Consider the following 26,517-nt stretch of genomic DNA (forward strand, 5'->3'; position numbering starts at 1 on the left):
CTATAATTTTATATTTAGGGGGATTTGAAAATGGAAATAGGTGTAGATACATTTGTCGAAACAACTCCGGATGTTAAAACGGGCAAGACAATAAGTCATGCGGAGCGGTTGCGTGAGGTTGTTGAAGAAATCGTCCTTGCCGATCAGGTTGGGTTGGATATATTTGGGGTCGGTGAGCATCATCGTAAGGAATTTGCGGATTCCGCTACTGTCGTTGTGCTGGCGGCAGCGGCGTCCATGACTAAAAGGATACGCTTAACCAGCTCGGTTACCGTGCTCTCTGCAGTTGATCCAGTACGTTTGTTTCAGCAATTTGCCACGCTCGATGGTATTTCAAATGGACGTGCTGAGATTATCGCGGGTCGAGGCTCTATGGTCGATGCGTTCCCATTGTTTGGTTATGATTTAAAAGACTATGATGAGCTTTACGCGGAAAAATTGGAACTATTATTAAAAATAAGGGACTCGGAGAAGGTAACCTGGAAAGGAAAGCATCGATCGGCCATTACGAATCTGGGTGTGTATCCGCGTCCGGTTCAGAACTCTTTACCCGTATGGCTTGGCAGTGGGGGTAATGCGCAATCGGTAATACGAGCAGGGGAACTGGGACTGCCTCTTGTTTTGGCGATCATTGGCGGGAGCCCCTTGCAATTTGCTCCGCTCGTGCCGCTCTATAAGAACGCTGCTACTCGTGCAGGACATGATGCATCGAAATTACCGATTGCCGTACACTCACTCGGGTTCATTGCGGAGAGTAACTCGCTTGCAGCCGAGAAGTATTTCCCACCCACTCAGGCAGTGTTTAATTCAATGAGTAAAGAGCGTGGTTGGGGACATTATAGCCGTTCACAATTCGATGCCTCATGCAGCCCAGAAGGCGCATTCTACGTAGGCGATCCCGAAACGGTGGCCAACAAAATTATTTATATGCAAAAACATTTAGGCTTCTCACGATTTTTCCTACATTTACCTGCCGGCACCATGCCACATGAGGATGTTATGAAAGCCATTGAACTATTGGGAACGGAAGTCGCCCCGCGAGTTCGTGAAGAGGTCGCAAGATGGGAAGCTGAAGAAAAATTTTCTGATGATAATAACAGTCGACAAACCCTTTAGAATCAACATGATAATTTAAATTGATATGACATAAAGTTCCCCTCAAACCTTAAAATAAGGGGAACTTTGTGTCACCATTAATGGGGAGTTTGTGTTAATGGACAAATTAGAAACAGAGTAGAAGTTAATTTGAGTTCCTTTTCTTATTATTTTGACGGGGGACAAAAACATACGTTGATACGGAGCCGCGCTATGCGCGGCTTTTTCGTTTTATCAATGGAAGTTCTTGTCCCTTGATGAGGACAAGAACTTCCATTGTTTCCCGACTGAGGCTCAAAAGGGCTCTTCTTTAAAAGGCGTGTATATTATTTTAACTATCCAAAAGTTTAGTTTGTAAATAAAATACCATCATCCCATTTAAATTCACCATCGTTATGTCGCCAATATATACACGAAGATTCATAGTTTAGATGGGGTGGGCTACCCGCCCTTAGAGTATCGCCGATAATTTGTTTTGAAAAATAAAGTAAAAACAGTAACGACAAACTTCAATGAGCATGACTTTTGGCATAGAGCGTGAGATTTATCATGCTTTGGCGACCAAATGTTCTGCCTTTTTCTTTGTGAATACATGACTTTCCACAGATTTGCTTCCGTTCTTTTCTTGTTAAAATGCAAGTGTAAGAAAATAAAGAAGGATAAGTGAAAAACTAACGCGTTCATTCCGAGCGCCTAAAAAAAGGAGAGTGGATTTGATGCTTGTGAAAAAATCTAACTTGACGGTGCGATTAATCATTGTGTTTCTTCTCATTATTCTAACGGCTGGATCTTTTTTTGAAATTAATTGTTTTTTGAACAACTAATCCAGGGGAGGTACGATCCCCAATAGTACCACTTAGGTGAAGAAGAAAATGAATTTTAAAAAAAGTAAATTATTTATGTTTACCATTGCCCTATTAGTCTTTATTGGTTATTCCTTTTACAGTTCATTTCAGAAAAAGGAAATAGCGAATGCTCAAGAGGTTTTAACTACAGTTAATGAAGATTCGAGCACGCCTTACGAAACCGCTATTTTTGCGGGTGGTTGTTTCTGGCATATGGAAGAGTCTTTCGAAAAGCTTGACGGTGTCTTGCGTGTTAAAAGTGGTTATACGGGAGGACATAAGGAAAATCCCACCTATGCAGAAGAAAGCTGAAGTGGAACATCAGGATTATTACAAAAAAACCCCAATCAGCTACAAGATAAGTGAGCTCGGATCTGGTCGCTATATATTTTTGGATAAAACTTGGGGCAACGATAGGGAAGTGATAATTCCTGCAAAGATAGGTTCTAATAAAGATTTTAATAAGAAGGAAAATGTAGAGGAGTTAAGAACTCTTGGCAACTTATCAACTAGTAAGTTAGTATTTTGAATATGAAAAACAGAAATACACAAATTCTTGACCTATCGCTGGATCTGTTTCGCGAAAAAGGATATGTTGCAATTTAGTTATGACGATATATCTAAGCACTTAGGCGTTACAAAGGCAAGAATTCATTACCACTTCGAAAAAAGAAGCTAAATTTTTTTGAGACATAATTTATCTATTAGTAAGTAAAGTTGTTATATTGCCATTACGGCTTCTGTATTTCTTGATAAATACAGGAAATCATAATCCAAGTATATCAACTAGAAGGGTGGGATAAACACAATGACACGAACTTTCAAGAGCATCGAATCGACCGCGGTCTGAACAGCATCTATGTTCGAGATTACGCGGGTACCGGACCTGCCTTTGTGCTAATGCACGGCTTTCCTGACAATTTGCATATTTACGATGATGTGGTTCCCTACCTGGTTGCAGGAGGAAGAAGAGTCGTCGTATTCGATTTCATTGGCTTTGGCGCTTCCGACAAACCAGCTGGAGCAAAATATAGCTTCGAGCAGCAATTAGGCGATCTCCATGCGGTAGTCGAAAGCTTGGGACTCGACAAAATCGTTCCGGTGGGCATGATTCATCCGGTCCCGCGGCGGTCAACTATGCGATCGAACATCCGGAGCATGTCGATTCCATTTGCCTACTCAACCGGCCTGTCATTGGTTACAATTCGATATTCCGGAACAAGTCGCTACGGTTATGTTAGGAGACGCGTAAGCAAATCCATGACTTATAATTTTTTTACACATTTTTTGGAAAAACTAAAAGGGAGAAAACAAGACGATGAGTAAAGTATGGTTGATTACAGGAAGTTCGACAGGATTTGGGCGACAATTTGTGGAGCAGCTGCTTCAAGCAGGGGACAAAGTCGTCGCGACGGCGCGTAAACTTGAAGCTATTCAGGATTTTAAAAAAATGGCACCGGATCGTGTTCACCTTGCTGCCATGGACGTTACAAACAAGGGTCAAATTGAATCCGCTGTTCAAGAAGCCGTTGACGTTTTCGGTAAAATCGATATTGTTGTGAATAATGCCGGATACGGGCTGTTCGGCATGCTGGAAGAGTATACGGATGAACAGATCCGGAAGCAGTTCGACGTCAACGTGTTCGGTGTACTGGACGTCATTCGAGCGACCCTCCCCGTCTTTAAACGTCAAGGATCGGGACATTTCGTTAATTTTTCATCGTTCTTCGGAACCTGGTCCATGCCTCCGTACAGCCTGTACGCTGCATCCAAGTTTGCCGTCGAAGGCTTCTCCGAAGCATTCGAGAAAGAGTTCGCAAGCTTCGGAATCAAGACGACGATTGTTGAGCCTGCCGTGTTCGCTACCGAGTTTCTGGGTAACTCGCTGGAGCAGACTGAGAAGAAACAAGAATATGCTCACCTGTATGAAGCATATGAGAAAGGAATATCGAACATCAAGATCGGAGACCCAGCAAAAGCAGTGGAATTGATCATTTCTGTTATAAAAAGCGATCATTCGCCGCTTCGCTTGGCCGTTGGCTCACAAGCGGCATATACGATTCGCGAAGCCTATACCAAGCGGCTTGAAGAGGTTAATACATGGTGGGAGCGTTCGGCTGAAGCGGACTAATCCGCGAAATGGAGAGATATGCTTAGATAACTTTAAAAAGGTTACTGTAAGGCGGTTATGTATACCCTAAGAAGCCGAAGCTTGACTGATTGTCCTGGTCAAGCTTCGTTTTGTTCAACTTTCGTCAGACAAACATGGAGTTGTATGATAAGGGAGTTATAGATGATGTTGAAAGTAACGGATATCGTATGGAAGAATCCTCTTTCGTTGAGATGGCTTTTCGGGCTGAAGCTCATATTTGATTTAGTCCTGACTGGGATGTTTTATTTTGAAAACTCGATTGCGATCTTTTGGAGACTAAGTTTTATTATATTTTCCTTGATGGTTTTCCTTTTCGTTTATCTATTTTACTCCAGCATGAAAAAGCATTGGCTATTACACCTCCTGATCATCGATTTCTTGGTATCCGCTTCTTATGGCTATGTTTATATCGGCGGCAAATTCCCCAATCATCTATTTATTGGAATTACGGCTTTAGCCATTTTCATGTTTGTAAAGAATACCCGAGTGCTCATCATCTCTGGTATATTATTACTATTACTCTATATCGTTACGATGGGCAGCATTGATTGGTATTTGTATCAACGGTTGATGAAACAAGCTATTTTATTTCCTCTTCGTTCATTGTATTCGCATGTATTGTGAGCTCTTTGATTAATTTCCATCAAAGGGCACGTATGGATACAATGCAACTGTATGCACAATTGATGCAATCCCACGAGCGGCTGCAGGAGTATGCACTCCAAACGGAGGAATGGGCAGCCGCAAGGGAAAGAGTGAGAATTGCACGGGATATTCATGATACGGTTGGTCATAAACTGACGGCATTGTTGGTTCAAATGCAAGTGGCTCGCAAGCTAAGCAGGCTGGATTCTTTACGCAGTGAGCAAGCCTACTTGGAATCTGAGGATTTAATTAGATCTGCCTTGCAAGAGGTACGTCTATCCGTAAGGGCTATACGAGACGAGTCTATTACATCTACTTCTTTAAATGAAAGCCTTACCAGCTTAGCAGAAGAGTTTACCAAATTTGCAAAGGTTCATACTGTTCTTGAAGTCGAAGGTACACCCGTTGCCCTCCCGGGCGATCTTCAATTGACGGCTTATCGAATTGTACAGGAATCCCTTACCAATGCTCAGAAGCATGGCCATGCGACCAATATTGTCATTTTGTTGACCTATGCCGAAACCGGATTTTCTCTAAGCATACGTAATGACGGGGAGCTGCCTGCCGAACTGAAGCCGGGGTTTGGTTTGATAAATTTGCAAGAAAGGGTGAAGGAGTGGAACGGAGAAGTGCATTTTAGGATGGATCAGAAGACAGGCTTTGCTGTTGAAGTTAAGCTTCCTTATTCTAAAACGGAAATGGAGCGACAAAATTGAAAATCCTGATTGTCGACGATCAGCGGCTCATGAGAGAGGGTCTTGCGACCATCATAGGTTTAGAGCCGGGTATGGAAGTGGTTGGAACTGCCGAGGATGGGAGAGATGCCTATTCGAAAGTAATCGAATGGGAACCGGATGTAGTGTTGATGGATATTCGAATGCCAGGAATGGACGGCATGGAAGGAACAGAATTGATCCTCAAGCACTTTCCGGAGACGAAGGTATTGATTCTGACCACTTCGATGACGCGGAACTCATTATGAAAGTATTAGAGAAAGGCGTTCATGGATACTTATTGAAGGATATGCCATCGAAGGCGATCATCAGTGCGATTCAGTCGGTGTACAGTGGAGGGACGGTGCTTCAACACGATATCACGGCGATGCTGCTCAAAGAATTAAAAAAAATGTCGGATTGGAGCCCGGAACAGGCACACCCATTAAGTAAAAATGAGCCGGATGAGTTGGGACTATTGACTGAACGAGAGAAAGATGTACTCGCATTATTGGGTCAAGGGCTCAATAATAAAGAAATAGCAGGCTTGCTGTATCTTACGGAAGGTACCGTGAAAAATCACGTTTCCAATCTGATAGCGAAGCTAGGGCTACGCGACAGGACACAAGCAGCCGTATTTTCCGTACGTCATCTTTTATAGCGATATTATAATGGAATCATTAACTCGCGGGGGGAGAATTCTGCTCCATTAGGCTTGACACTTATCTACTAGTAAGTTATATTACAGCTATGGAAAATCGAAAAACACAAATATTAAACCTAGCGCTAAAACTTATTCGAGAAAAAGGTTATGTTGCCATAAGTTATGATGATCTGTCTAAGCAATTGGGCGTAACCAAGGCAAGCATTCATTATCATTTTGAAAAAAAGGAGGATTTAGGTGTTGCCGTTATCGAGCGGATACAACAAAATTTAGAGAATTACTTACTATTTATTAATAATTCTACGATGACAGTAGAAGAGAAGCTTATGCATTTCATTGCTAGACAAATTGAAATATGCGGGGAAGGGATATGTCCAATATCATCTCTACAATCTGATTTTGTATCCTTACCAGATATTATTAGACAAAAGGTACAGGAGGTAAGTCAGTTTGAAATAAAGGTTTTAATAAGTATTCTTACAGAAGGGTATAATGAAGATATCGTTCAAAAATCAGAAGAGGTTGAAGCACTAGCTTATACCATTCTGTCATGTATAAAAGGTGCTCTGCAATATAAACGAACATTGGGGAAGGATGTAGTATCCCAAGTTCTGAATCAGATAAACCGTCTTATTAAAAGTTAAAGGCGGTTTATCTATGAATATTACTTATCTACTAGTAAGTAAAATAATGAAAGTAAGAAGGGGAAATTACTAAAATGAAAAGAATGCTTTGGGTTGTTCTTATGATGTCCTGTGGAGCTACGTTTATTTCCTCATTATTCCCTTTGTATGGGGAGCATTATAAGCTGAGTAGTTTGGAAATCACCATTTTGTTCGCCGTATATGCCGCTATCCTGCTGCCGACCTTGCTTGTTGTGGGCGCCAGAGGGAGCGCCTGGGGGTTGAAAAGGGTTCTTCGCTTCAGTATATGGGTTTCCATCGCATCGACGTTACTCTTTATAGGGAGTTTCAACGTATGGATGCTCTATGCGGCAAGGATCTTGGAAGGCATCGCCTATGGTGCTTTTACAGGTACTGCTAGCGCTTTTTTATTAAAACAAACCTCACACGATAAAGTGGGTACAGCAATTAAGTTATCGGGAGTAATCGTAAACATCGGTTTTGGCCTTGGCCCAGCTATTTCAGGCTTAATTGTGCAATATATGCATTTTCAGCCTCTTCGTTTGCCATATTGGTTTCTGCTCGGCATGTTATTGAGTTCCTTGGTATTTCTGGAAATGTTACCGAAGCGCGAAGATTCCCAAGCACAGAAACCGGCTAAAACTAAAATTTCGCTTGGTGTTCCCGAAAATATTCGTTCCCAGTTCTTGTCTTTTATTGGACTTCCGATTTTTATTCTTTTCACGTTAGGTGGAAGTGTGTTTTCTCTTATTCCATCTTTCGTTAAGAATGTTATTCACACCACCAATCTCTCTATTTCCGGGTTGTTAATATTGGTGCTTCTAGGCGGGGGGGCCTTGATGCAGTTCTTTCCTTGGCCGCGTAATCCCGTTACACGGATGCGTATAGGAATCCTATTTCTTGCCATTGGATCGTGGATTGTTGTTATTTCTGGTCAGACAGCGAGTTTATTTTTGCTTTGGACCGGCATATTCATTCAAGCAATTGGCGCCGGATGGACGTTTCAAGTTTCTTTAAGATTTGCCAGCCAGTTGCCGAAGCCGGAAGAACGTCCGCGAGTCATTTCGGCATTTTATTTCTATGCATACTCAGGATTCATTGTTCCCCCTGTTGGCGTCGGAGTGCTGACTCAATTTTTTAGTTTAAACTTCTCGTTGATTCTTCTAAATTTGTTTGCTGCGCTAATGGTTATCTATGTGTTAATTTATTCAGTCAAATTTAATCGTTTTTATTCTAAAGGTATATCACAATAATCACCACCCTGAATGAAATGGGTTGACACACTATCTACTAAAAGGTAGAATACAAACATGAACAATAATAAGAATACAGCAGAGATTATTTTGGATACTGCCCAATCCATTGTGCAGGATGCCGGGTTTAACGGATTCAGCTATGCACACATTGCAGAAAAAGTAGGGATACGCACTGCCAGTATTCATTACCATTTCCCAAACAAGGAGGATTTAGGGGAAGCGCTGATTGCACGGTATCACAGACATTTTATTTCTGCAATAGCTCAAATCGATACCGAAACACAGAACAATTTGGAAAAGCTACGAAAATTCACTTTGCTTTACGGTGGCCCTGTTCAAGATTATTGTACTTGTCTAGGCGTCATGCTTTCAACTGACCTGGCTACTTTATCAGGTAAGACACGAGAAGGGCTGGCTCAGCTTTTCACCGCTAATTTAGAATGGTTGGAAAGAGTCATGGAACAGGGACGGCGAGAAGAGCATCTAAACTTTAAAGGTGCTGCGGATGTGCAAGCCCATCAATTTCTTGCTTCGCTTCAAGGTGCGCAGTTACTTGCAAGAAGTTTTCGGGATTTAGCTAAGTTTAACATGATAGCCGAAGGATTATTATCCGCTTTAACTTAAAAAATAAAGGCGGATATTTTTTTAAAATTTAACCTACCTTTTAATAGATAGATTAAAAAGAAGGAAATAGGAGTCATTTTACTGAATGAGGAGGTGAAGAGATGTTGTATGAGCTGCGTGTGTATCATATGAATCCTGGCAAGATGCAGGCAATACAAGATAGGTTCAGAGATCATGTAATTCAATTATTTATGAATCATGGCATGAAAGTGACGCATTTTTGGGAAGACGTTGAAGAAACAAATAACCGTCTTTATTATGTTGTCGAGCATGCCAATATGGAATTGCGTAACCTCAACTACGATCGTTTCCGCAACGATCCTGAATGGATAGAACTAAAGCGAATTACAGAACTTGATGGACCATTAGTGGACAAACAAGAAAGTATATTTATGAAAAACGTATCATTTTTCGAGAATAAATGAAATCATGCTGGAAACCTGTCCTTAATTTAAAAAAGATTTCTAAATAAAATGATGAAATGGAGCAAATAAAATGAAAACTTTAGTAATCGTTACTCACCCGAATATCGACGCATCCAACTGGAATAAAGCATGGTTGGAAGAATTGCAGAAGCATGATGATATCACGATTCATGAATTATATAAGGCATATCCAGACGAAAATATCGATGTTTCTAGTGAGCAGCTGTTGATTGAGGCGCATGACCGGATTATTTTCCAATATCCGCTTTATTGGTACAGTACACCGCCATTACTCAAAAAGTGGTTTGATTCCGTATTGCAATACAACTGGGCCTACGGACCAGATGGCAATAAAACAGCAGGTAAAGAAATCGGTGTTGCGATCTCGACTTACGGTACGGAAGAGTCGTATCAAGCAAGCGGGTTCAATCGCTTTACACTGCAAGAAATATTACGACCGATAGAAGCGCTTGCTCGATTTATCAGTGCCTCTTATTTGCCTCACTTTGCACTAAACGATACTTCTGATGTTACAGCTGAACGATTAGCACAGAGCAGCATCGATTACATTCATCATATTAAAACTGTAAAGACATTGGTGAATAGTTAATGAATGACTTGATCATTGACGTTTATATGGATACGATGTGTCCCTGGTGTCGTATGGGAACATCTAGTTTGTTAACCGCTTTGAAACAATTGCCCAAAGATAAAAAGGCAACCGTCCGTTGGCATGCTTTTCAGATTAATACTGGTATTCGTCCTGAAGGTGAAGATTATCGGCAGGTTATGATTGGCAGATTAGGCGGGATTCCTCAATTCGAAGCAAGATTGAAGCAATATAACGAATACGGGGAAAGTTATGACCTTAAATATAATATGGATATTGTAAAATATATGCCCAATACGACTTTATCCCATCAATTAATAGCTATCGCTCCAGAGGACAAGAAAGAGCAATTAATTGAGAATATCTATACTGCTTATTTTGAAGAGGGTATTAACATCGGAGATGTGGATGCACTTGTGCAAATAGCAAAAGCAAGCGGGGTCACTAACGATGATGCTGAGCTAAAAAAGCGGCTTATGAATGGTGATGGAATTGAGAAAGTTGAATTAGGACAACGTAATGCGCAAAAGTTGGGGATTAGAGGGGTTCCTTACTTTGTAATAAATGAGGAGATCAGTTTATCTGGACTACAATCTCCAGATGAATTTATTAAATTGTTTGAGAATAATTAAGCCACGATGACTATAATAGACTTGTTTGAGTACAATGCATGGATTTGAACAACATAAAAAAAGTTTGGAGCGATACCAATGAATATATTTCAAAAACTATTTAAAAAGGAGACTACACAAATGTCATCAAAAGTGAATTTAGCCGTCATCTATTACAGTTCTAATGGTACTAACTTTCAATTGGCTCAATGGGCAGCGGAAGGAGGTCTTCAAGCTGGGGCAGATGTAAAAATTCTAAAAGTACCGGAAACTGCGCCACAATCCGTTATTGATGGTAGTCCAACTTGGAAAGCTCATCTTGAAGCAACCAAAGATATTCCTACCGTGTCTTTGGCAGATTTGGAATGGGCTGATGCGATCATCTTTAGTATGCCTACCCGATTCGGTAATCTTCCCGCTCAAATGAAACAGTTCCTCGATACAACAGGTAGTCTTTGGTTCCAAGGCAAAACGGTGAATAAAGTCGTGAGTGCCATGACTTCCGCTCAAAATCCGAATGCTGGACAGGAACAAACAATCCTTCAACTGTACACGTCAATGTACCACTGGGGTGCGATTGTGGCAGCTCCCGGATTTACAGATCCATCGGTATTTGTTGCTGGAGGGAATCCATACGGTACAAGTGTAACAGTGGATCAAAATGGAGCGATGAAGGAAGACGTGCGCGCGGCCGCTGAACATCAAGCAAAACGTACAGTAACTGTTGCTAAATGGGTTAAAAACGGTTTAGGTCAATAATAAGATTCATTACGCTTAATTTATTCTTCATAATTAGAAATTCATAAGGAGAAATAACACATGGATATTCAGGGAAAAGTTTTTGTGATAACTGGCGGAAGCAGCGGTCTTGGGAAAGCTATGGCGATTGAGATGGTGAATCGAGGAGCGAATGTAGTCATCAATGGACGCGGCGAACAAGCGTTGGCTGAAGTTGCAAAAGAAATTGATCCTACAGGAAAACAAGTGCGGTTTGTTGCCGGTAATGTTGCAGATCCTAAGACCGCGCAGCGCTTAATCGACGAAAGTTTGGCTCACTATGGACGCATCGATACCCTAGTTAATAATGCAGGGATTTTCATGTCCAAGCCATTTACGGAATATTCAGAAGAGGACTTTGCAACGTATTTATCCACGAATGTCGTCGGCTTCTTCCACGTTACCCAACGTGCGGTGGGTGAGATGCTTAAACAAGGAACGGGACACATCATTACCATAACGACGAGTCTGGTTGACCAACCATCGGTTGCCGTTCCTTCCGTACTCGCCTCATTAACGAAGGGCGGTCTGAAATCGGCGACGAAATCATTAGCCATTGAGTATGCTTCCAAAGGAATTCGGGTGAATGCAGTCTCACCTGGGGTAATTAAAACACCAATGCACCCTGTTGAATCACACGATGCTCTAGCTAAATTGCATCCTATGGGACGCATGGGTGAGTCACATGATATCGTCGAAGCAGTCTTATACTTGGATTCAGCCAACTTCGTAACTGGTGAGATCCTTTATGTTGATGGCGGACAGAATGCTGGTCACTAAGCAAATGCAACAGCAGATATAAAACTAATTTAATTTGAATGGGGAGAATATCCATGCCGTTCGTTACGATCCAAGTGACCCGTGAGGGCACCGCACCAAATCGTGAGTCTGTCACAGCGGAAGAGAAGGCGGCGCTTATTAAAGGGGTCAGCGAGCTTTTGCTCAACGTTCTGAACAAGCCGTTAGAATCAACTTTCGTAGTTATCGAAGAGGTTGACACCGAGAATTGGGGTTGGGGCGGTCAGCCTGTGTTGGAGTATCGCCAACAGCTTGCCGATAAGAGGAAGTAATCGCTATAGGGTAACAAGAAGATAATCTTATTAAATGCCGCGTAAATCGCGGCTTTTTTTGTTTTATGGGATAAAGTTAATGTCACGGACAATTGACACGAATTTTATCCCAGTAACACATCAGCTTCACCTACAATATGATGTGTCTAGATATACAATTCTAAAGAGGTGAGCCGATGGCAGTCGTAAAAGCTAGGAAACAGGATATTGATATGTTGGCAAGGTTGCTTCGAGCCGAAGCGGTGGGCGAAGGCGAAAAGGGTATGCTCCTTGTTGGAAATGTTGGCATTAACCGAATAAGAGCGAATTGCTCCGATTTTAAACAACTCCGGACAATTCCCCAAATGATCAACCAGCCGCATGCGTTCGAAGCGTTGCTTCATGGTATGTACTATCAAAAGGCAAGAGAGAGTGAACGCCGTCTGGCGCGAAGGGCTGTGAATGGGGAGCGGAATTGGCCGGCCAGATTCTCCCTTTGGTATTTTCGTCCGGGAACGGCCAAAGCTCCCCTGCCATGTCCGCCGACCTGGTATAATCAGCCGCACGTAGGACGATACAAGCTCCATTGTTTTTATGAACCGACCGCGAAAGAATGTGAAAATGTATATAATACGTTTTAATTTTATGAACGAAAAGAGCTCAGGATTCAAGCAAAGGCTGCCGATCATCGGCAGCCTTCGATGTTCACGGTCCTAAAGTTTTCTTGATTTGAGGAGCTTCATGCGTAAAACTGGCAAAATCTGCGGTGGAATCCCCATCCCACTTCATATTGTTGTTGGCAGGGCTAGTATGCCCGTTTGGGTTTCGGATTTTATTTGACTGAATTGAAAGATAGTAGCATTCCGATCGGAATTTGTGGGTTGGTAAAAAGAGATTTCTTAGAAGAAGATGTAGATGTTGGATTTGCTTTTCTACTTAGGTTCTGGGGTAAAGGATACGCCTTTGAGGCTGCTTCCGCAGTGAGGGGTTATGCACAATGTGTTTTAGGGCTAAAACGCATTGTGGCTATAACCTCTGAAGATAATCATGCGTCGGCCAAACTATTAGAAAAGCTGGGGTTGCATTTTGAAGGCATGATCCCATATGCGGGTACAGATGAAGAAGTCCGCTTATTTGCGATTAACGTCTAAAATGAACAATACAGAGCACTTTATTACGCTACTGAAGAATGTTAGTTGCGGCACCTTTTTGTCTCGTTGAAGTAACGGGCAGGATACAAAGAATGAAAGGGAATTATTAGTATATTTTCTACCCCAAGCATCATTTGAAAGTACTAATAGTTCAATTGTTCATTTGATGTATCGGATGATGAAAGCGTCCTACGGTCTCATATAGAAATCCTTCGGTCAGATCCGCAATCCAACCTTTCTTTTTAAGCTCTTCGTATACTTCCTCAGATTTGCGCTTTCTCTCAACTCTATCTTCAGGATTGTGGATGTCTAGCACCACATTTCGTAAGTTTGGGATGCTTCTGAGTAGGACAGCCTTGTGAATGATATCCTTGACTTTTGCTCCATACTTGCATATTATTTATTTATCAATAAATAAAGAAAGAAAGGTGGTAGCTATGGTCGTCCGCGAAGATCGCAAAGAACAAATCATGGATAAAGCCGTAGGGATATTCGCGGAGTTGGGGTATTATAAGGCAACGACGGCACTAGTGGCCAAAGCAGCAGGAGTTACACAGCCCTATGTATTTCACTTTTTTAAAAATAAGGAAGAACTCTTCAACGCTGTCATCGACCGGGCAGTTAGTCGGATTTACGAAACCTTTTCCCAGGTCGAGGCTCCTGCCGATCAATTGATGCATACGATTGGGCATGCGTTCATGCAAATTATGTACGCTCATCGGGATGAAATTATTATGGTCATGCAATCACACGCTATTTCCGAGCCCGTAATTCGGGAGCATGTCAGAGAGAAATTCAAGATCATTCTTACATCCATCGTAGCTAAATTTGAAAATGCCGGGATTCCGAACGCTGAAGCGGCGGCCAGCCAATTTTTTGGCATGGGCTTCCTGATCACAGTATCGGAAGTATTGGATTTACCTGAAATGCTTTGTTTTAAAGATTAATGAACCCTAGCTCCCGCAAATGAACCAGCAGCATACACACTAAAAAGGCAGCAATGATACTGCCTTTTTATCTCCTTAATAATTTATTTATTAATAAATAAATTACGGCGCGAATGGGGAGAAAAAATCAGAAAGGAATGATCAATGGATGAGAAAGAGTATTAACCCAATATCCGAGGCAACGGAGATGAAGTTGTTCGCTGGAGAAAAACTACTTGTCATTGTCGGTCTTGTAGGCTTCGCACTTGCGGCAGGCATCGCCCTGTACATCAGCTTGTATGGATCGGTCATTTTGCCGGAAGGTGACGTGGAGCGAGCGTTTTCGTTCAATGCTGCCATTGCGATGTTCATTTTGTCGATTGCTGCGATAATACCGGTATCAGGACTAAACTCCCGTAAACGAAGAAATGTTCGATGGTTTTTCATACCGGCTACCTTGTATGCTTATGGGATCGAAACCATACAGCACTTTCGCGGCATTAATCCTCGTTTTTCACGTGAAGGATCGATCATCGATAATATAGCTGGCGCTTTATTCGGCATCGATTCGCTGTTGATCATCGTAGTGACTGCACTGTTCGCCATCCCGTTCTTTCGCCGAAGACGGACGAATGAACGACCGCTTGTTGTACTCGGTATCCGCTATGCGTTTGTTTCGACCATGATTGCTTTCGCCGCAGGCCTGTGGATGATTGTGGTGCAAGGGCGCTATACAGGCGCAGCAGGTAATTTGATCGTCCTACACGGTTTAGGATTTCACGCGCTGCAGGCATTACCGTTACTCGGGTGGCTGCTTGAGAGGGCACATTCCGATGTGCAGCGTGCGAGACGCATAATCCATATCGGCGGCATCTTTTGGTCGATTTCAATCCTACTGATTGGCCTGCAAACCGCCCTCGGACGTCCCGTTTTTGAATGGACATCACTGCCACTCCTTGCTGGAGTCGCGTTGATCGTCTGGCTGGCCACCTTTGTTACCGCGGGTCTCGAACTCTTAAGGTCGACGAAGGTGTCTGAAACACCGCATCCCCTTTAAAACTAATTTTGCTCGGAAAGAAGGAGAATCTCCATTATGTATGAAAAGTTATTTGCTCTCGCTAGCATAGCTACGCCGTTCTGGTTGCTTATGATGCTGCTTCCAACATGGAGGGTAACAAGGTTTCTGGCGAATTCGGCTATTTTTCCTATCTATCTCGCTGTACTGTACGCTGTCGGGATCATTGCGGCTATCGGAAGCTCGGGCTTTGGCTTTATGCAAGATTTCGGTTCGGTAGAAGGAGTCATCCGGCTGATGTCGGTCCGGGACTTTGCTTTGCTCGTGTGGCTGCATATTCTCTGCTTCGATCAGGCGGTCGGCCATTACGTCTATCGGGATAATATGGAACATAGGTATGTGCTGCTTCCGGTGCAGTCAATCCTCTTATTTCTTATTCTTATGTTCGGTCCATTAGGGTTCTTGTGTTATCTTGCTTTGCGGACTGTACGGAAACGGGTCAAATTTAGCTGAATCTTTATCTGAAATACGACAAACAGGCTGCCGCGGCAGCCTGTTGCTTGCTTACAAAATAATTATTTTTGTACATATGTCCTGCAGGGCGTAGTAAAGTAGAATAAAGGACTTTCCTAGCATTTCTCGAACGTTTCGAACGTTATGTGAATGACTTGGGCTTTATATTTGAGGATAGGGAAATCGCTGTGGCTACATAGTTGGATTTTTTAAGCCTAAATCTGTTAACACCCCTGCATTCTCGTTATCATCTTGATGTTCCACCTTGTACTCATAAACTAGATTATTCATATATTTCTCCATGTATTTACTGGTTTTGGATGGGGAGATATTCTTTATTAGATCCATAACAACAGGTAGAAAAAATAAGTTCTTTATATTTTGTGCTAATGGCTGTACGTACTCAGGTAAATCCTTCGAAGATAGAGCATGATAAAGGTCAACAAGCTTATTTCTGATAGATCTATCCCGTTTGGACAAATCGACCACTACTTGAAACAGTTCCTGGCTTGTAAGCGCAAAAAATAAGACGGAAGTGTAGATCCTTTCGTGATCCATCTTAATAAGTTGAGCCAGAGGTTTGTCTTTAGGGGTTAAAAAGTCCTTCCATCGATTTGCGGAAAATTGAAAGTCACTGTAGTTAATAATTTTCCCCTCCATATTTTATCAGCTTATCCAGCAAAAGCAAACCATATTCAAGGGACAGAAAACGTTGAATAGAGGACTCTAATGAAGTAGCCACACTCACACAATACTTGAGTATTTGGAAGGTGAAGAACCTATGATCACGGTGCTGACCGTGATACGAAAGAAACCGGATATTACGACCGAAGATTTTCGGCATTTCATGGAGGTTGACTGCGGGCAGACCTATGTTGGGCTTCCCGAGACGAGGGAGTACATCCAGTACGATGAGTGGGACTCCTATACATCGGAGAAAAAGTGTCGTCATTGTATCAACTGGCAACGTATGCGAAATAAGGCCTTGTTACCAATGATTAGAGGTGAAAAAGCACAATATCACCCTTTTTCCTTTTTCAACTGATAATGGTATGGCATTGTACTTTGTTACGAAAGAGCCTTCAGAAGTAATTATTCTCGAGGGAATTATAGCTCGCTCCCTGAACTATCCGATGTTGTCGATCTTACAGTTCTCGTGAATGTATTACCCGAACTTCGCCGCAATAGGCATAATATTAGAGAGGGTACTGACGATGTGGAATGGCATCTTCGATGGGACTCGGCTGAGGATTACTATTTCTCAGTCCTTCGTCCACCAACATCGTTCGATTTTAATAGTGGGTAACTATTCGTACAAATTACGGAGAACAAAAGTTCAAAGTACAAAGGAGCAGTTTGCCAATTGGCAGCTGCTCCATTTTTCGTTACTCTAACTGGTTCCAAAGAAAAAGCAGATCGGAAAACCCTGAATATGGTAATATAAAAGCAAAGACATTAGAGGTGTAATATGAAGCATCAACCTCCAGATAGGGAAAGCAAATATGGTTACTCCGAGATATTATTATAGACTCACTAACAGATGTTTCCGGGCGAGGTGATCGAACAATGTCGACATGGTGGAACCGATTCGTCCCCAAGCGGCTGGGGAACCGGTTGTTTTTGGCATTCCTGCTGCTGATTTTGCTTCCTCTGCTGTCGTTCCAGATCTACCAACACAGTCGGATCGAGTCGTTGCTGCGGCGGGAGATGAACGAGAAGAGTCTGCAGCAGGCGGAGTATATGAAGAAGATGCTCCTCGACCTGCGGCTGAACGTATTCGAGATGTATGTGCAGATGGAGCGATCCCCGGCGATCCAAGAAGTGATTCGAAGCCCCGAGACGATGGACGACTTGACAAGGGCAGGGAATATCCAAGGCTGGCTCGAAGGGCGTTCGAAGGTTATTGACTACACACAGTTCGTTCGGATCGTCATCGCGGACGATCATGGGAACGTGTACAAATGGAATACGGGGGCCGAGGTGGATGCGCAGAAGTTCGTCCAGCAGGAAGGCTTTGCCCTGCTTAACGAGTCGCAGAGCACATGGGTGCATCCGAATGGCAAAACGATGTATTCCATCTTGCGAGCCTCCATCGATAATAAGCCGATTGGCTGGCTGAAGCAGGAGATTGACGTCGAAGCGCTGCTTTATGAGAAATCCCGTGGTCTGTTGGTGCAGCAATTGTATTATTTGATGGACAAGCAGGGGGAGATCGTGGCCACGACCGGAAGATTAAGCGCTCTTCCTGAGGAGACGGGTTTCGTCACCCACCGGTTGGAGCTGCCAGGCACCGAGCTGGAGTTAATCAGCAAGCTACCGCTGGATCAATATTTCGGTGACCTGGAGAGCTTAAAGCACCAAGCGCTCTTTACGATTGCGATGCTTGCGGTCGTTTTCGGCGTCATTACGTATCTCACCGCTTCTGCCATTACTCGTCCTCTCAACCTGCTTCAGCGGAGGATGTCGGAGGTCGTGTCCAAGCAGTTCAACACGCATGTTCCGGCGGCTCAATACCAAGGAGAGCTGCGGGAACTGGCCGACTCCTTCAACGGAATGGTGAAGGACCTGCAGAAGGCGGTGCAGCAGCTGAAGCTTGAAGAACGCCAGCGTGAGGCAATCCGGTTTCAGATGCTGGTGCAGCAAATGAATCCGCATTTTTTGCTCAATACGCTGAATACGATCAAATGGAATGTGACAAGCAAGAATGACATGGAGACGGCGGAAATATGCGTAGCGCTCGGACGGCTGCTTGAGGCAAGTCTGAGCGACGACGCGGATCTGATCTTCCTGAAGAACGAGCTGGAGCTGCTTCAGGCGTATGCCTATATCCAGAACTTCCGATACGATCAGCGCTTCAAGTTTACGATTGGGCATGAGGAAGAACTCGTGCATACGCTGGTTCCGAAGCTGAGCTTGCAGCCGCTCGCTGAGAATTGTATCGTGCACGGCTTGCAATTTATGAAGACCGGCGGCGAGATCACGATCCGAATCTACCGGGACTGCGCTACGCTGGTCATGGATGTTGAAGACAACGGCATCGGGCTGGAGGCCTCCGGCAAGCTGCCTCGCCTGTCCAAGCGCAAAGGGATCGGTGTGGCGAATCTCCGGGAGCGGCTGCAGCTGCTTTATCGCGGATCGGCTTCTCTGGAGACGATCCCGCTGGAACAAGGGACCCGTGTCCGCATTCGTATGCCGTTCCTGTATTCGAAGCCGTATTCGGAGGGGTGAAGATGATGTGGAAGGTACTGATGGTGGAGGATGAACCGTTCGTTCGCAGAACTTTGATCAATCAGATCCGTTGGCGGGAGTTCGGGTTTGAGCTGGTGGGGGAGGCGGAGGACGGTAACGAGGCGATGGCTTTCATCCAGAGCAAGCAGCCGGATCTTGTTATCTCGGACATCGTCATGCCCGGCATGGATGGTCTGGAGCTCCTTCGGCAGGCGAAGTTGGTATCTGATGCGAAGTTCGTCATGCTCACGTGCGTGAACGAGTTCGAATATGCGCGGCAGGCGCTGGAATTCGGCGCTTCCGGGTATTTGTTGAAGCTGTCCGCCGATGAGCAGGCGCTGGGACAGATGCTGGAGAAGATCGAACGCGAGCTCCGGCAGGAATCGGAACGCAAGCGGCGGCATCTGCATGTGCAGCTGAACTCCTACACAGAGAAGCTGTGGTCGTATATCGAAGATTTGGTCGAAGAACGCATGCTAGCGCCGCCTGTCGTTCCTGGCGAGCTTCCACAGTTCGCGGCGGTCCTGTCTGTGCTCGGCGATCAGGTGGAGACCCCGGAGGCGTTCGTATCGGCAGACGTCGATTGGCTGAAGATTTCGTCGTGCGGACATACGAGCTTGATCGGCTGGTCGGACGATGCGGACGCTCTGTCTCCGGTCGGGCTCGATCCTCGGTACCGGCAGCCGGTGTTCCCGGCGGAAGGGCTGCACGAAGCGTGGCTGCATTGCCTGTACGCGCTGAATGCGGAATGGTACGGCAGGACGGATGAACGAGCGGATCGCACCGAAGGAGAGGCTCGCTATCCGTGGCGAACGGAAAGCGAGTTGAATCGCGCACTTGAGCTGACGGAATGGGATCGGGGACGCGCCCTGCTTAAAGAGCTATGGCGACAATTGGAGGTGAACGACGTTCTGTTCGTCCATGTCGTCCAAGCCGCGGAACGCCTGGACCGCAAGTTCGCACGCATGCTGGGCCGGCCGGCGTTGATGGAGTCGCACTCGATTCTGAGTATTCCCCGCCACGGGGAGCTGCTTGTTCGGCTGCATCACAAGCTGGACAACGACATCCATACGGCGGTGCTGCGGCAGGAAGCTGTGACGGACCGGGACGACATCAACACGATCATCGCATACATTCACCGGAATCTCCGCGAGAACATTACGCTGAAGTCGATGGCTAAGCTGGTCAATATCGATGAGAATTATTTGAGTGCGCTATTTCCTAAGAAGACGGGCGAAACGCTCATCAACTATGTGCAAAAGAGCCGTGTGGAGAAGGCGAAGAAGCTTCTGCTGGAGACGGACCTGAGCCTGACGGATATTTATGAGCAGGTCGGCTTTGTTAACGAGAACTATTTCTTTCGCATCTTCAAGCGGTGGACCGGCGAGACGCCGGGTAAGTTCCGCAAGCGGGACAAGTAGTAGTCGAAAGTTCGGGTTAAACGTACTGTAACTGCGCCGGGTGAAATTGGCCGATGATTGACTTCAGGATCTTACCTATCTTACTCGGGTGCAGGGAGCGTGCTTCCTGCACTTTTACATTGTCTTGCCAGGAAAATATAAGTCGCACTTTTCTGTGGATAAGTACATCCGCTAACATGGCGGGAATATAGCGGATGGCGATGATGTGGCCAACCACACCATATCGATTAGGATATTTCTCCTTATGCAGAAACTCAAAATCGTTCAGTTTTTTTGCGAAACCTCTTCATTATCCGACAGCCTTAGTCTTGGTATAGTGGAAACAAGAAGGCTGAAACATCCTAGCGAGTGAACTGGAAGAGGAAGGTGATCGGAATGAGAGAACAGAAAGCTGCAGCTTCGGGGGGACTTGCGGCAAACAGGTGCCGGACGGGGGCTTCCAGCTTATGGAAAGACATTTGGTCGATGAAAATGCTGTACATCATGATGCTGCCTGGACTTGCCTTCTACGCCGTGTACAAATATTATCCGATGTACGGCATTTTGATCGCGTTCAAAGATTACAACTTCGGGGCAGGGCTCCTGGGAAGCTCTTGGGCGGATCCATGGTACAAATATTTTCAGCAGTTTGTCGAATCCCCCTACTTTACCCAGTTGATGACCAACACCTTCGTCATCAGCTTGTACAAGATCGTTTTCGGCACGATTCCGCCGATCATCATGGCGCTTTTGCTGTACGAATGCCGCTTCAAGCGGTTCAAGAGCTTCATTCAGACGTTAAGCTACATGCCGCATTTTCTATCCTGGGTCATTATATATGGGATTGCGCTGGCATTCTTCTCCGAAACATCCGGTATCGTAAACAAGTGGATCAAGGAAGCCGGGATGAACTCGATCCCCTTCCTGACTTCGACGGAATGGTTCCGTGCGGTACTGATCGGCAGCGATATCTGGAAAGATATCGGCTGGGGAGCGATCATCTATCTGGCAGCTATGTCATCGATTGATGCAACGTTGTTCGAGGCCGCCAAGGTAGACGGCGCAGGCCGGTTCCGGGTCATCTGGCATATCACCTTGCCGGGCATTCGCAGCGTCATTATCCTGCTGCTCATTCTGAAGCTGGGCCATATTCTTGATGCAGGCTTCGAGCAGATCTACATCATGTACAGTGTGAAGGTGTATCCGGTCGCCGATATTATTGATACGTGGGTATTCCGGACCGGTCTGGAGCAGATGAATTTCAGTCTCGCATCGGCAGTCGGTCTGTTCAAATCGCTGATCGGACTCGTGCTGGTGATCGGCTCCAACCAACTTGCCAAGAAGTGGGGAGAGAACATATGGTAAGAAGCCGTCAGGACGTCATCTTCGAGATGGTCATCATTACCCTGCTGGCGATTGTGGGCGCCGCCGCAGTGTTCCCTCTGCTGTTCGTGCTCAGCATGTCACTGACGCCATACGAAGTTGTGATTAAGAACGGGGGCTTCGTGCTGCTGCCGAAGGAGATTACGTTATTCGCTTACGATTATTTGTTCAGCAAGCCTGCGATGCCGAAGGCGTTCATGGTTAACGTTATGATTACCGTCCTTGGCACGCTGGTCAATATGATTCTGACCGTACTTCTCGCGTATCCGCTCAGCAGGCGGAACCTGCGGGGACGAAGCTTATTCCTGTTCCTAATCGTATTTACGATGATGTTCAATGGAGGCTTGATCCCGACCTACTTCGCGGTTCAGTCGACCGGCCTTCTCGATACGATCTGGGCGATGATTCTCCCTTCTGCGGTCTGGACGTTTAATCTGCTCATCATCAAGACGTTCATGGAGGGGCTGCCTCAGGAGTTGTTTGAATCTGCAAGGATTGACGGTGCCGGTGAATGGCGGGTCTTACTGCAGATTGCCGTGCCGCTGTCGATTCCGGCCATGCTTACCGTTGGCTTGTTCTATGTGGTTGGGCATTGGAACGAGTTCTTTCAAGCTATCATGTATGTTCAGGACCGGGACCTTCAGCCGCTGCAGGTCATCGTCCGGGAAATTCTGCAGGCTACGCAGAACGAGAATATCAATGCGGAAGAGACGCTTCCGACACCGACGCTGCAGATGGCAGCGGTCGTTATGGCTAGTGCCCCTGTCATCGTGGTCTACCCGCTCATCCAGAAACACTTCACGAAGGGTATGCTGATTGGTGCGATTAAAGGTTGATCTGACGCAGGCTTGTCCAGTTCTTTGCTCCAGCCTGCTGATTTCAACATATAGGCATTCTACTATTTATTCGAAAAGAGGGATCTGTACATGCAGAAGAAAAAGTGGATGCAAACTGCTCTTACCGTATCGTTCGTCAGCGCCATCGTGCTGGCCGGCTGCGGCGGAGGCGGAGAAAAGGGAAATACGGCCTCACCGGCCGCAGGAGACTCGTCCTCCCCGCAGGCAGCGAAGTCGTCTGCCAAGTTTACGATCGAAATGCTGAAAGAAGGCGGTTCCTCGTCTATCCCGGCCGACAACTTTGTCAAGAAGCAGATCGACAGCAAGCTGAACGTTGATTTCAAGCTGAATCTGATCGCGAACGGGCCGGACATGGATAATAAGCTGAACGTGCTGGCAGCGTCGAACAATCTGCCTGATCTGATGGAGATTAAAAACAAAGCACTGTACCAGCAGCTCGCGAAGAACGGCCTGCTTCTGGACCTGGACAGCTACATGGGACAGCTGAGTGGCGTGAAGAAGCTAATCGGGGACGACGGCTTTACCAAGGCGAAGGTGAACGGAAAGACGTACGGTTTCTCCAGAACGCCGAGTTTTGTTCCTTATTCGTACTGGATACGCAAGGACTGGCTCGACAAGCTCGGGATGAAGATGCCAACGACGATGGATGAGCTGTACGAGACTGCGAAAGCGTTTGCAGAGAAAGATCCGGACGGAAACGGCAAGAAAGATACGTTCGGCCTGGTCGGCGATTTTGCCACTGTCATGTCGCCGTTGTACGGCTATTACGGTGTCGGCCTGCCGGGGGCTTTCTACAACAAAGGCGACAAGATGATTAACAGTTTGTATGACCCGGACATGAAAAAAGCGCTGGAGACGATTAGCAAGTTCGTCTCGACGCCGGGCGTGTTCGAGCCGGAATTTTCGAGCGCGAAAGTGACAACTGCACAAGACAAGGCATTCAAGGGTCAGGCCGGTATCTTCTTCGATCAATGGGCCAGCATTATGAAGGATGATCAGGTGAAAACCTGGAAGACGGCGAATCAGAATGCGGACTGGGTCGTACTTCCGCCGCTGCAAGGCGCTCAGGCAGTTCGCACTGCCAATATCGGGCCGAACGGTTACATCGCGATCCCGAAGAGCCTGGAGAAGGACAAAGACAAGTTGAACCGGATCTTAGAGCTGCTGAACTATGTATCCGAAGGCGAAGGATTGAACCTGGTGCAATATGGGGTGCAGGACGTGCATTACAAGCTCGATGGCAGCAAAGTCAAGCTGACCGAGAAGGCTAGCGAAGCCAACTACACGTGGCTGTATCAGATTACGGGGCGTCCGGAGATGGAGTATTTGTCGACGAAGTTTCCGAATCAGGCGAGATACATCCAGGAGACAGCGAAGTTCCCGGAGATCAAGAACTACGGCCCGAACGTCGATACGCCGGATGGTTACAACGCGGCAGACGTTAATCGTTATGTGCAGGAGGAGTTGTTGAAGTTCTATGTTGGTAAAACGCCAACCGCCGACTACGACAAGTTCCTGAACACACTGGAGACGAAGTTCAACTACAAGAAGCTTCTGGAGCAAGGCGATAAGCAATTGAAGGAGCTTGGTTACGCGAAGTAACCAGTTCAAGGGAACCCTTCCATCGCAAGCTGATGGGAGGGTTTCTTTCGTCATTGGGGTTATTGGTATATGTGGTTGCTCTTCGAATAAATCTTTAGGATTTATGTAAAAACAATTGGAGGTATTGCTATGGAAGAAATGAAAATAAAAGGACTCACCATGGTATTACTTGTCAGTAATTTAGAAGATTCAATTGAATAGTATAAGAAACTTGGATTCAAGTATGAACGAATTAGTGGATCTGATGTACAACATGTCCATATGAGTAGAGACGCGGTTACTTTCATTTTACATCCTGCGAAGAATAAAAGTGATGTTAAGCCCTTTTCCTCGGTCGAGGGTGGATTATATTTTGACGCTTTTTGTTATATAGATGTAAGACGAATTCTTGAGGAGTTTAAAACAAAAGGAATAGAGATTGTTAAAGGACCTGATTTAAATGACTTTTTTAGTGAATTTACGATTAAAGATCCAGATGGATATAGAATTTCATTCGGTGGATAGACTCTGACAATCAATACCTTCGTTACGCTAACGAGGAACGATAGTGGAGGAGCTTGTCGCGATGTAGCTCCTCTTTTTTCATTGAAGTAACAGGCAGATTAACGTGATTGAATTATTGGAGGAATATTCGATGTCTCCCCTCACGAAGCATTATGGAGCAATGTGGATTGTATTTGTTATCTTGGTATTCGTCGGAGCATTGGGATTAGAAATTATGGAAGGGCTGAAAATCACGACTACGGAATATTACAGACTTACAAATTTAGGAAACATGTATTTAGTTATAATTCTCTTTTTGATCTGCTTTCCATCTTCAGTGCTGTACTTTGTGGCGGTACTTCCTTTATCTGTCCTCTGTGGTGAAGCTTATTTCGTTGCGGCTAGCCTTACGGGTGCAGGTGGTCTTAGTCTGTATTCTCACGAAAGAACTTGAAGAGTTATGTCAGGCATTTGAAATGCGCTACTCAGACACGATGCCTGAGTTGGCGAATAGGATTTCCTCGGTGGTCTCCCAAAGTTTCGGTAGGAACTGCATGACGTCCTCTGCACGGCGGATGAAGGAGTCAGTGGAGGTGATGCCGAGGTCGGCGATGATAGCCTCAAAGTCTGGAGCGAAAAAACGTTGCAGGTCCGGCGGGGCGTCTGCAACCAAAATCTTGTGGCAGCGGGCAAAAGTTGCGACGATCCAGAAGACCGCTTCACGGTGGTAGCCGGCCCGGATGAGATCACGGCTTCCGTCGATTGCAATTGGCCGTGTTGTGGCGGTGATGTCGGTGCTAAAGAAGAAAGGTGTTTTGGCAGCGGTTGCAGCGGCGTCGTATACTAGGGCGAGCTTGTCGAGATGATGTTCGATGCGCTTGGGGGTCAGATGAGCGCAGCCTAACAGCTTCAGCAGATCTGGATAGAGGTCAGCGTGGCCGTATTCCGTAAGCACGTCGCGTACGGCGAGGTAGCGAAGCCTCACAGTAGGGTTGCGAAGTGCGGCCACAAGGAGGACGTGCGTTGTTACGCCGGTCGGGAATAACCACGCCGTCACCATGTCGTGAAACGGTGCAGAAGTATCTATGGCCTGCAGTGCGTTTTCGATCTTCTGCCGAGCGTTCTCACATCGGCGACGCACCCACACCCGCTCAGCAAAGTGGTGAGATACCTGTGTTTGCAATCTGCGCAGATGTCCGGTGGGGTCAGCAATGATCGAATCCGCACGGAAACTGCCTGCAAGGTGATAGGACGTCAGAACCTCATCGACCGAGGAAAGTTCGTTCCAAGACAAATACGTGGCCTCCACAAGGATGCCATCGTAGACGAACTTCCCAAGTTTGAGTGGGGGCTCAGCATGTGTGGTAACGATCACGACATCGATATCGGAGGTCGCCGATAACTCAGCGTCATCAGGCAGCCCTACCGTCGAGCCGCTGAAATAAGCCCCATGAAAACAAGCTTCTAGGCTAGCGTGGTGCATGACCCATTTAGCCGCTGCAGTTCGCGCAGACCCGACTTTCACGGAAGCTTGTTGAAGCTTATGACTTAACTTTATTTCATTATGTTTCGCCAAGTGAATTCCCCCAACGACTAATTTTTTGAACGTCTTCATACAAGTTAAGTTTAAAATGAGGATTAAGCAACTCCTATGAATATTAATGCTGCAGTAACTTTAGAAGAAAAACAATATTTAAGATATTTAAGAAGTCATTAGCTCATCTATTTAATAATAAGAGTTTAGCATCAGAATTTAGAATATGTGATAGAGCACCTTTGTATGATGTTTAAGGGTCAAAGTTTCATTGTAAATTGAGTATAGATCAATTTCATTTTCTTAAGGTTAACT

The 26,517-nt window shown here is 45.4% G+C and carries 30 protein-coding genes and 3 pseudogenes; 31 read left to right on the top strand and 2 right to left on the bottom strand.

All coding sequences use genetic code 11. The annotated features are described in order from the left end of the window. Positions 1 to 30 precede the first annotated feature (30 nt). The 22 genes and pseudogenes from QFZ80_RS13925 to QFZ80_RS14030 all read left to right on the top strand — a co-directional run bounded on the left by QFZ80_RS13925 (position 31) and on the right by QFZ80_RS14030 (position 15,715). A complete protein-coding gene (locus tag QFZ80_RS13925; protein ID WP_307546084.1) occupies positions 31 to 1,116 on the top strand; it encodes an LLM class flavin-dependent oxidoreductase in 1,086 nt (361 codons plus the stop codon). Between the two features lie 944 nt (positions 1,117 to 2,060). After that, a pseudogene (locus QFZ80_RS38965) lies at positions 2,061 to 2,243 on the top strand (peptide-methionine (S)-S-oxide reductase); the annotation flags it as partial. After that, positions 2,236 to 2,469, top strand: coding sequence for a hypothetical protein (locus QFZ80_RS13935; protein WP_307546082.1), 234 nt, complete (start codon positions 2,236 to 2,238; stop codon positions 2,467 to 2,469). The pseudogene QFZ80_RS38965 and the gene QFZ80_RS13935, both read left to right, overlap by 8 nt. A 365-nt stretch (positions 2,470 to 2,834) precedes the next feature. After that, positions 2,835 to 3,266, top strand: a complete 432-nt coding sequence (locus QFZ80_RS13940; RefSeq protein ID WP_307546081.1) for an alpha/beta fold hydrolase — start codon at positions 2,835 to 2,837, stop codon at positions 3,264 to 3,266. Next, positions 3,259 to 4,071 carry an SDR family NAD(P)-dependent oxidoreductase gene (locus QFZ80_RS13945; protein ID WP_307546080.1) on the top strand — a complete coding sequence of 271 codons (813 nt, stop codon included), beginning with the start codon at positions 3,259 to 3,261 and terminating at the stop codon, positions 4,069 to 4,071. Before QFZ80_RS13940 ends, QFZ80_RS13945 begins: the two co-directional genes overlap by 8 nt. Positions 4,072 to 4,233: 162 nt before the next feature. Next, entirely contained in the window at positions 4,234 to 4,716 is a 483-nt protein-coding gene (locus QFZ80_RS13950; protein ID WP_307546079.1) for a hypothetical protein, read from the top strand. Positions 4,717 to 4,748: 32 nt separating this feature from the next. Further along, the gene (locus tag QFZ80_RS13955) at positions 4,749 to 5,453 is read left to right on the top strand and encodes a sensor histidine kinase (protein ID WP_307559437.1); all 705 of its coding nucleotides are present in this window, start codon (positions 4,749 to 4,751) and stop codon (positions 5,451 to 5,453) included. A 29-nt stretch (positions 5,454 to 5,482) separates the two neighbouring features. Further along, positions 5,483 to 6,111 (top strand): annotated as a pseudogene (locus QFZ80_RS13960) (response regulator). A gap of 89 nt (positions 6,112 to 6,200) precedes the next feature. Further along, on the top strand, positions 6,201 to 6,758 hold the full coding sequence (locus QFZ80_RS13965; protein ID WP_307546078.1) for a TetR/AcrR family transcriptional regulator: 558 nt from the start codon (positions 6,201 to 6,203) through the stop codon (positions 6,756 to 6,758). A 101-nt stretch (positions 6,759 to 6,859) separates the two neighbouring features. Continuing rightward, positions 6,860 to 8,011: an MFS transporter gene (locus tag QFZ80_RS13970; protein ID WP_307564116.1), complete on the top strand. Its 1,152-nt coding sequence runs from the start codon at positions 6,860 to 6,862 to the stop codon at positions 8,009 to 8,011. Positions 8,012 to 8,068: 57 nt separating this feature from the next. After that, positions 8,069 to 8,638 carry a TetR/AcrR family transcriptional regulator gene (locus QFZ80_RS13975; protein WP_307559440.1) on the top strand — a complete coding sequence of 190 codons (570 nt, stop codon included), beginning with the start codon at positions 8,069 to 8,071 and terminating at the stop codon, positions 8,636 to 8,638. A 101-nt stretch (positions 8,639 to 8,739) separates the two neighbouring features. After that, positions 8,740 to 9,063 carry an NIPSNAP family protein gene (locus QFZ80_RS13980; RefSeq protein WP_307559442.1) on the top strand — a complete coding sequence of 108 codons (324 nt, stop codon included), beginning with the start codon at positions 8,740 to 8,742 and terminating at the stop codon, positions 9,061 to 9,063. 70 nt (positions 9,064 to 9,133) lie between these two features. After that, positions 9,134 to 9,673 carry an NAD(P)H-dependent oxidoreductase gene (locus tag QFZ80_RS13985; protein ID WP_307546074.1) on the top strand — a complete coding sequence of 180 codons (540 nt, stop codon included), beginning with the start codon at positions 9,134 to 9,136 and terminating at the stop codon, positions 9,671 to 9,673. Beyond that, a complete protein-coding gene (locus tag QFZ80_RS13990; protein WP_307559445.1) occupies positions 9,673 to 10,305 on the top strand; it encodes a DsbA family oxidoreductase in 633 nt (210 codons plus the stop codon). The genes QFZ80_RS13985 and QFZ80_RS13990 overlap by 1 nt, the downstream gene beginning before the upstream one ends. A 78-nt stretch (positions 10,306 to 10,383) precedes the next feature. Beyond that, positions 10,384 to 11,043, top strand: a complete 660-nt coding sequence (gene wrbA / locus QFZ80_RS13995; RefSeq protein ID WP_307559447.1) for an NAD(P)H:quinone oxidoreductase — start codon at positions 10,384 to 10,386, stop codon at positions 11,041 to 11,043. Positions 11,044 to 11,103: 60 nt separating this feature from the next. Next, positions 11,104 to 11,841 (top strand): SDR family NAD(P)-dependent oxidoreductase, encoded by a 738-nt coding sequence (locus tag QFZ80_RS14000; RefSeq protein WP_307559448.1) that lies wholly within the window; start codon positions 11,104 to 11,106, stop codon positions 11,839 to 11,841. Positions 11,842 to 11,894: 53 nt separating this feature from the next. Further along, positions 11,895 to 12,131, top strand: a complete 237-nt coding sequence (locus tag QFZ80_RS14005; RefSeq protein WP_307559449.1) for a tautomerase family protein — start codon at positions 11,895 to 11,897, stop codon at positions 12,129 to 12,131. A 176-nt stretch (positions 12,132 to 12,307) separates the two neighbouring features. Continuing rightward, complete coding sequence (locus QFZ80_RS14010; protein ID WP_307546069.1) at positions 12,308 to 12,751, top strand: cell wall hydrolase; 444 nt, start codon at positions 12,308 to 12,310, stop codon at positions 12,749 to 12,751. 177 nt (positions 12,752 to 12,928) lie between these two features. Beyond that, a complete protein-coding gene (locus QFZ80_RS14015; protein WP_307546068.1) occupies positions 12,929 to 13,261 on the top strand; it encodes a GNAT family N-acetyltransferase in 333 nt (110 codons plus the stop codon). A gap of 437 nt (positions 13,262 to 13,698) precedes the next feature. Continuing rightward, entirely contained in the window at positions 13,699 to 14,208 is a 510-nt protein-coding gene (locus tag QFZ80_RS14020) for a TetR/AcrR family transcriptional regulator (RefSeq protein WP_307546067.1), read from the top strand. 148 nt (positions 14,209 to 14,356) lie between these two features. Beyond that, positions 14,357 to 15,244, top strand: coding sequence for a hypothetical protein (locus QFZ80_RS14025; protein ID WP_307546066.1), 888 nt, complete (start codon positions 14,357 to 14,359; stop codon positions 15,242 to 15,244). Between the two features lie 36 nt (positions 15,245 to 15,280). Then, positions 15,281 to 15,715, top strand: coding sequence for an ABA4-like family protein (locus QFZ80_RS14030; protein ID WP_307546065.1), 435 nt, complete (start codon positions 15,281 to 15,283; stop codon positions 15,713 to 15,715). A 192-nt stretch (positions 15,716 to 15,907) separates the two neighbouring features. Here the strand turns inward: QFZ80_RS14030 and QFZ80_RS14035 are convergent, their stop codons facing one another. Further along, complete coding sequence (locus QFZ80_RS14035) at positions 15,908 to 16,375, bottom strand: hypothetical protein (RefSeq protein ID WP_307559453.1); 468 nt, start codon at positions 16,373 to 16,375, stop codon at positions 15,908 to 15,910. Between the two features lie 121 nt (positions 16,376 to 16,496). On the opposite strand from QFZ80_RS14035, the gene QFZ80_RS14040 reads away from it, so the two are divergent. The 9 genes and pseudogenes from QFZ80_RS14040 to QFZ80_RS14080 all read left to right on the top strand — a co-directional run bounded on the left by QFZ80_RS14040 (position 16,497) and on the right by QFZ80_RS14080 (position 25,122). After that, entirely contained in the window at positions 16,497 to 16,760 is a 264-nt protein-coding gene (locus QFZ80_RS14040; RefSeq protein ID WP_307546063.1) for a hypothetical protein, read from the top strand. A 529-nt stretch (positions 16,761 to 17,289) separates the two neighbouring features. Further along, positions 17,290 to 17,622 carry a hypothetical protein gene (locus QFZ80_RS14045; RefSeq protein WP_307546062.1) on the top strand — a complete coding sequence of 111 codons (333 nt, stop codon included), beginning with the start codon at positions 17,290 to 17,292 and terminating at the stop codon, positions 17,620 to 17,622. Further along, on the top strand, positions 17,558 to 18,943 hold the full coding sequence (locus QFZ80_RS14050; RefSeq protein WP_307559455.1) for a sensor histidine kinase: 1,386 nt from the start codon (positions 17,558 to 17,560) through the stop codon (positions 18,941 to 18,943). The genes QFZ80_RS14045 and QFZ80_RS14050 overlap by 65 nt, the downstream gene beginning before the upstream one ends. A gap of 2 nt (positions 18,944 to 18,945) precedes the next feature. Continuing rightward, complete coding sequence (locus QFZ80_RS14055; protein WP_307559457.1) at positions 18,946 to 20,364, top strand: response regulator transcription factor; 1,419 nt, start codon at positions 18,946 to 18,948, stop codon at positions 20,362 to 20,364. A 375-nt stretch (positions 20,365 to 20,739) separates the two neighbouring features. Then, positions 20,740 to 21,708, top strand: coding sequence for an ABC transporter permease (locus QFZ80_RS14060; protein ID WP_373460081.1), 969 nt, complete (start codon positions 20,740 to 20,742; stop codon positions 21,706 to 21,708). Continuing rightward, positions 21,702 to 22,562: a carbohydrate ABC transporter permease gene (locus QFZ80_RS14065; RefSeq protein ID WP_307546059.1), complete on the top strand. Its 861-nt coding sequence runs from the start codon at positions 21,702 to 21,704 to the stop codon at positions 22,560 to 22,562. Before QFZ80_RS14060 ends, QFZ80_RS14065 begins: the two co-directional genes overlap by 7 nt. Positions 22,563 to 22,652: 90 nt before the next feature. After that, positions 22,653 to 24,185 (top strand): type 2 periplasmic-binding domain-containing protein, encoded by a 1,533-nt coding sequence (locus QFZ80_RS14070; protein ID WP_307559459.1) that lies wholly within the window; start codon positions 22,653 to 22,655, stop codon positions 24,183 to 24,185. A gap of 219 nt (positions 24,186 to 24,404) precedes the next feature. Beyond that, positions 24,405 to 24,689: pseudogene (locus QFZ80_RS14075) on the top strand (VOC family protein); the annotation flags it as partial. Positions 24,690 to 24,819: 130 nt separating this feature from the next. Beyond that, a complete protein-coding gene (locus QFZ80_RS14080; RefSeq protein ID WP_307559461.1) occupies positions 24,820 to 25,122 on the top strand; it encodes a hypothetical protein in 303 nt (100 codons plus the stop codon). A 27-nt stretch (positions 25,123 to 25,149) separates the two neighbouring features. Here QFZ80_RS14080 and QFZ80_RS14085 read toward each other — a convergent pair whose 3' ends face one another. Beyond that, positions 25,150 to 26,244, bottom strand: coding sequence for a hypothetical protein (locus QFZ80_RS14085; protein WP_307559463.1), 1,095 nt, complete (start codon positions 26,242 to 26,244; stop codon positions 25,150 to 25,152). Between the last annotated feature and the right edge of the window lie 273 nt (positions 26,245 to 26,517).

Source organism: Paenibacillus sp. V4I7 (assembly GCF_030817275.1).
GTDB lineage: Bacteria > Bacillota > Bacilli > Paenibacillales > NBRC-103111 > Paenibacillus_E.

Bases quoted from the DNA above. Each gene is read 5' to 3' on its own strand.
- QFZ80_RS13980 (WP_307559442.1), top strand. From the start codon at position 8,740: ATGTTGTATGAGCTGCGTGTGTATCATATGAATCCTGGCAAGATGCAG.
- QFZ80_RS13975 (WP_307559440.1), top strand. From the start codon at position 8,069: ATGAACAATAATAAGAATACAGCAGAGATTATTTTGGATACTGCCCAA.
- QFZ80_RS13985 (WP_307546074.1), top strand. From the start codon at position 9,134: ATGAAAACTTTAGTAATCGTTACTCACCCGAATATCGACGCATCCAAC.
- QFZ80_RS13955 (WP_307559437.1), top strand. From the start codon at position 4,749: ATGGATACAATGCAACTGTATGCACAATTGATGCAATCCCACGAGCGG.
- QFZ80_RS14070 (WP_307559459.1), top strand. From the start codon at position 22,653: ATGCAGAAGAAAAAGTGGATGCAAACTGCTCTTACCGTATCGTTCGTC.
- QFZ80_RS14050 (WP_307559455.1), top strand. From the start codon at position 17,558: ATGGACGACTTGACAAGGGCAGGGAATATCCAAGGCTGGCTCGAAGGG.
- wrbA (WP_307559447.1), top strand. From the start codon at position 10,384: ATGAATATATTTCAAAAACTATTTAAAAAGGAGACTACACAAATGTCA.
- QFZ80_RS13970 (WP_307564116.1), top strand. From the start codon at position 6,860: ATGATGTCCTGTGGAGCTACGTTTATTTCCTCATTATTCCCTTTGTAT.
- QFZ80_RS14005 (WP_307559449.1), top strand. From the start codon at position 11,895: ATGCCGTTCGTTACGATCCAAGTGACCCGTGAGGGCACCGCACCAAAT.
- QFZ80_RS14020 (WP_307546067.1), top strand. From the start codon at position 13,699: ATGGTCGTCCGCGAAGATCGCAAAGAACAAATCATGGATAAAGCCGTA.
- QFZ80_RS13925 (WP_307546084.1), top strand. From the start codon at position 31: ATGGAAATAGGTGTAGATACATTTGTCGAAACAACTCCGGATGTTAAA.
- QFZ80_RS14045 (WP_307546062.1), top strand. From the start codon at position 17,290: ATGGTGGAACCGATTCGTCCCCAAGCGGCTGGGGAACCGGTTGTTTTT.
- QFZ80_RS13950 (WP_307546079.1), top strand. From the start codon at position 4,234: ATGATGTTGAAAGTAACGGATATCGTATGGAAGAATCCTCTTTCGTTG.
- QFZ80_RS14065 (WP_307546059.1), top strand. From the start codon at position 21,702: ATGGTAAGAAGCCGTCAGGACGTCATCTTCGAGATGGTCATCATTACC.
- QFZ80_RS14000 (WP_307559448.1), top strand. From the start codon at position 11,104: ATGGATATTCAGGGAAAAGTTTTTGTGATAACTGGCGGAAGCAGCGGT.
- QFZ80_RS13990 (WP_307559445.1), top strand. From the start codon at position 9,673: ATGAATGACTTGATCATTGACGTTTATATGGATACGATGTGTCCCTGG.
- QFZ80_RS14040 (WP_307546063.1), top strand. From the start codon at position 16,497: ATGATCACGGTGCTGACCGTGATACGAAAGAAACCGGATATTACGACC.
- QFZ80_RS13965 (WP_307546078.1), top strand. From the start codon at position 6,201: ATGGAAAATCGAAAAACACAAATATTAAACCTAGCGCTAAAACTTATT.
- QFZ80_RS14010 (WP_307546069.1), top strand. From the start codon at position 12,308: ATGGCAGTCGTAAAAGCTAGGAAACAGGATATTGATATGTTGGCAAGG.
- QFZ80_RS13935 (WP_307546082.1), top strand. From the start codon at position 2,236: ATGCAGAAGAAAGCTGAAGTGGAACATCAGGATTATTACAAAAAAACC.
- QFZ80_RS14060 (WP_373460081.1), top strand. From the start codon at position 20,740: ATGAGAGAACAGAAAGCTGCAGCTTCGGGGGGACTTGCGGCAAACAGG.
- QFZ80_RS14055 (WP_307559457.1), top strand. From the start codon at position 18,946: ATGATGTGGAAGGTACTGATGGTGGAGGATGAACCGTTCGTTCGCAGA.
- QFZ80_RS14080 (WP_307559461.1), top strand. From the start codon at position 24,820: ATGTCTCCCCTCACGAAGCATTATGGAGCAATGTGGATTGTATTTGTT.
- QFZ80_RS14025 (WP_307546066.1), top strand. From the start codon at position 14,357: ATGAGAAAGAGTATTAACCCAATATCCGAGGCAACGGAGATGAAGTTG.
- QFZ80_RS14035 (WP_307559453.1), bottom strand. From the start codon at position 16,375: ATGGAGGGGAAAATTATTAACTACAGTGACTTTCAATTTTCCGCAAAT.
- QFZ80_RS13945 (WP_307546080.1), top strand. From the start codon at position 3,259: ATGAGTAAAGTATGGTTGATTACAGGAAGTTCGACAGGATTTGGGCGA.
- QFZ80_RS14030 (WP_307546065.1), top strand. From the start codon at position 15,281: ATGTATGAAAAGTTATTTGCTCTCGCTAGCATAGCTACGCCGTTCTGG.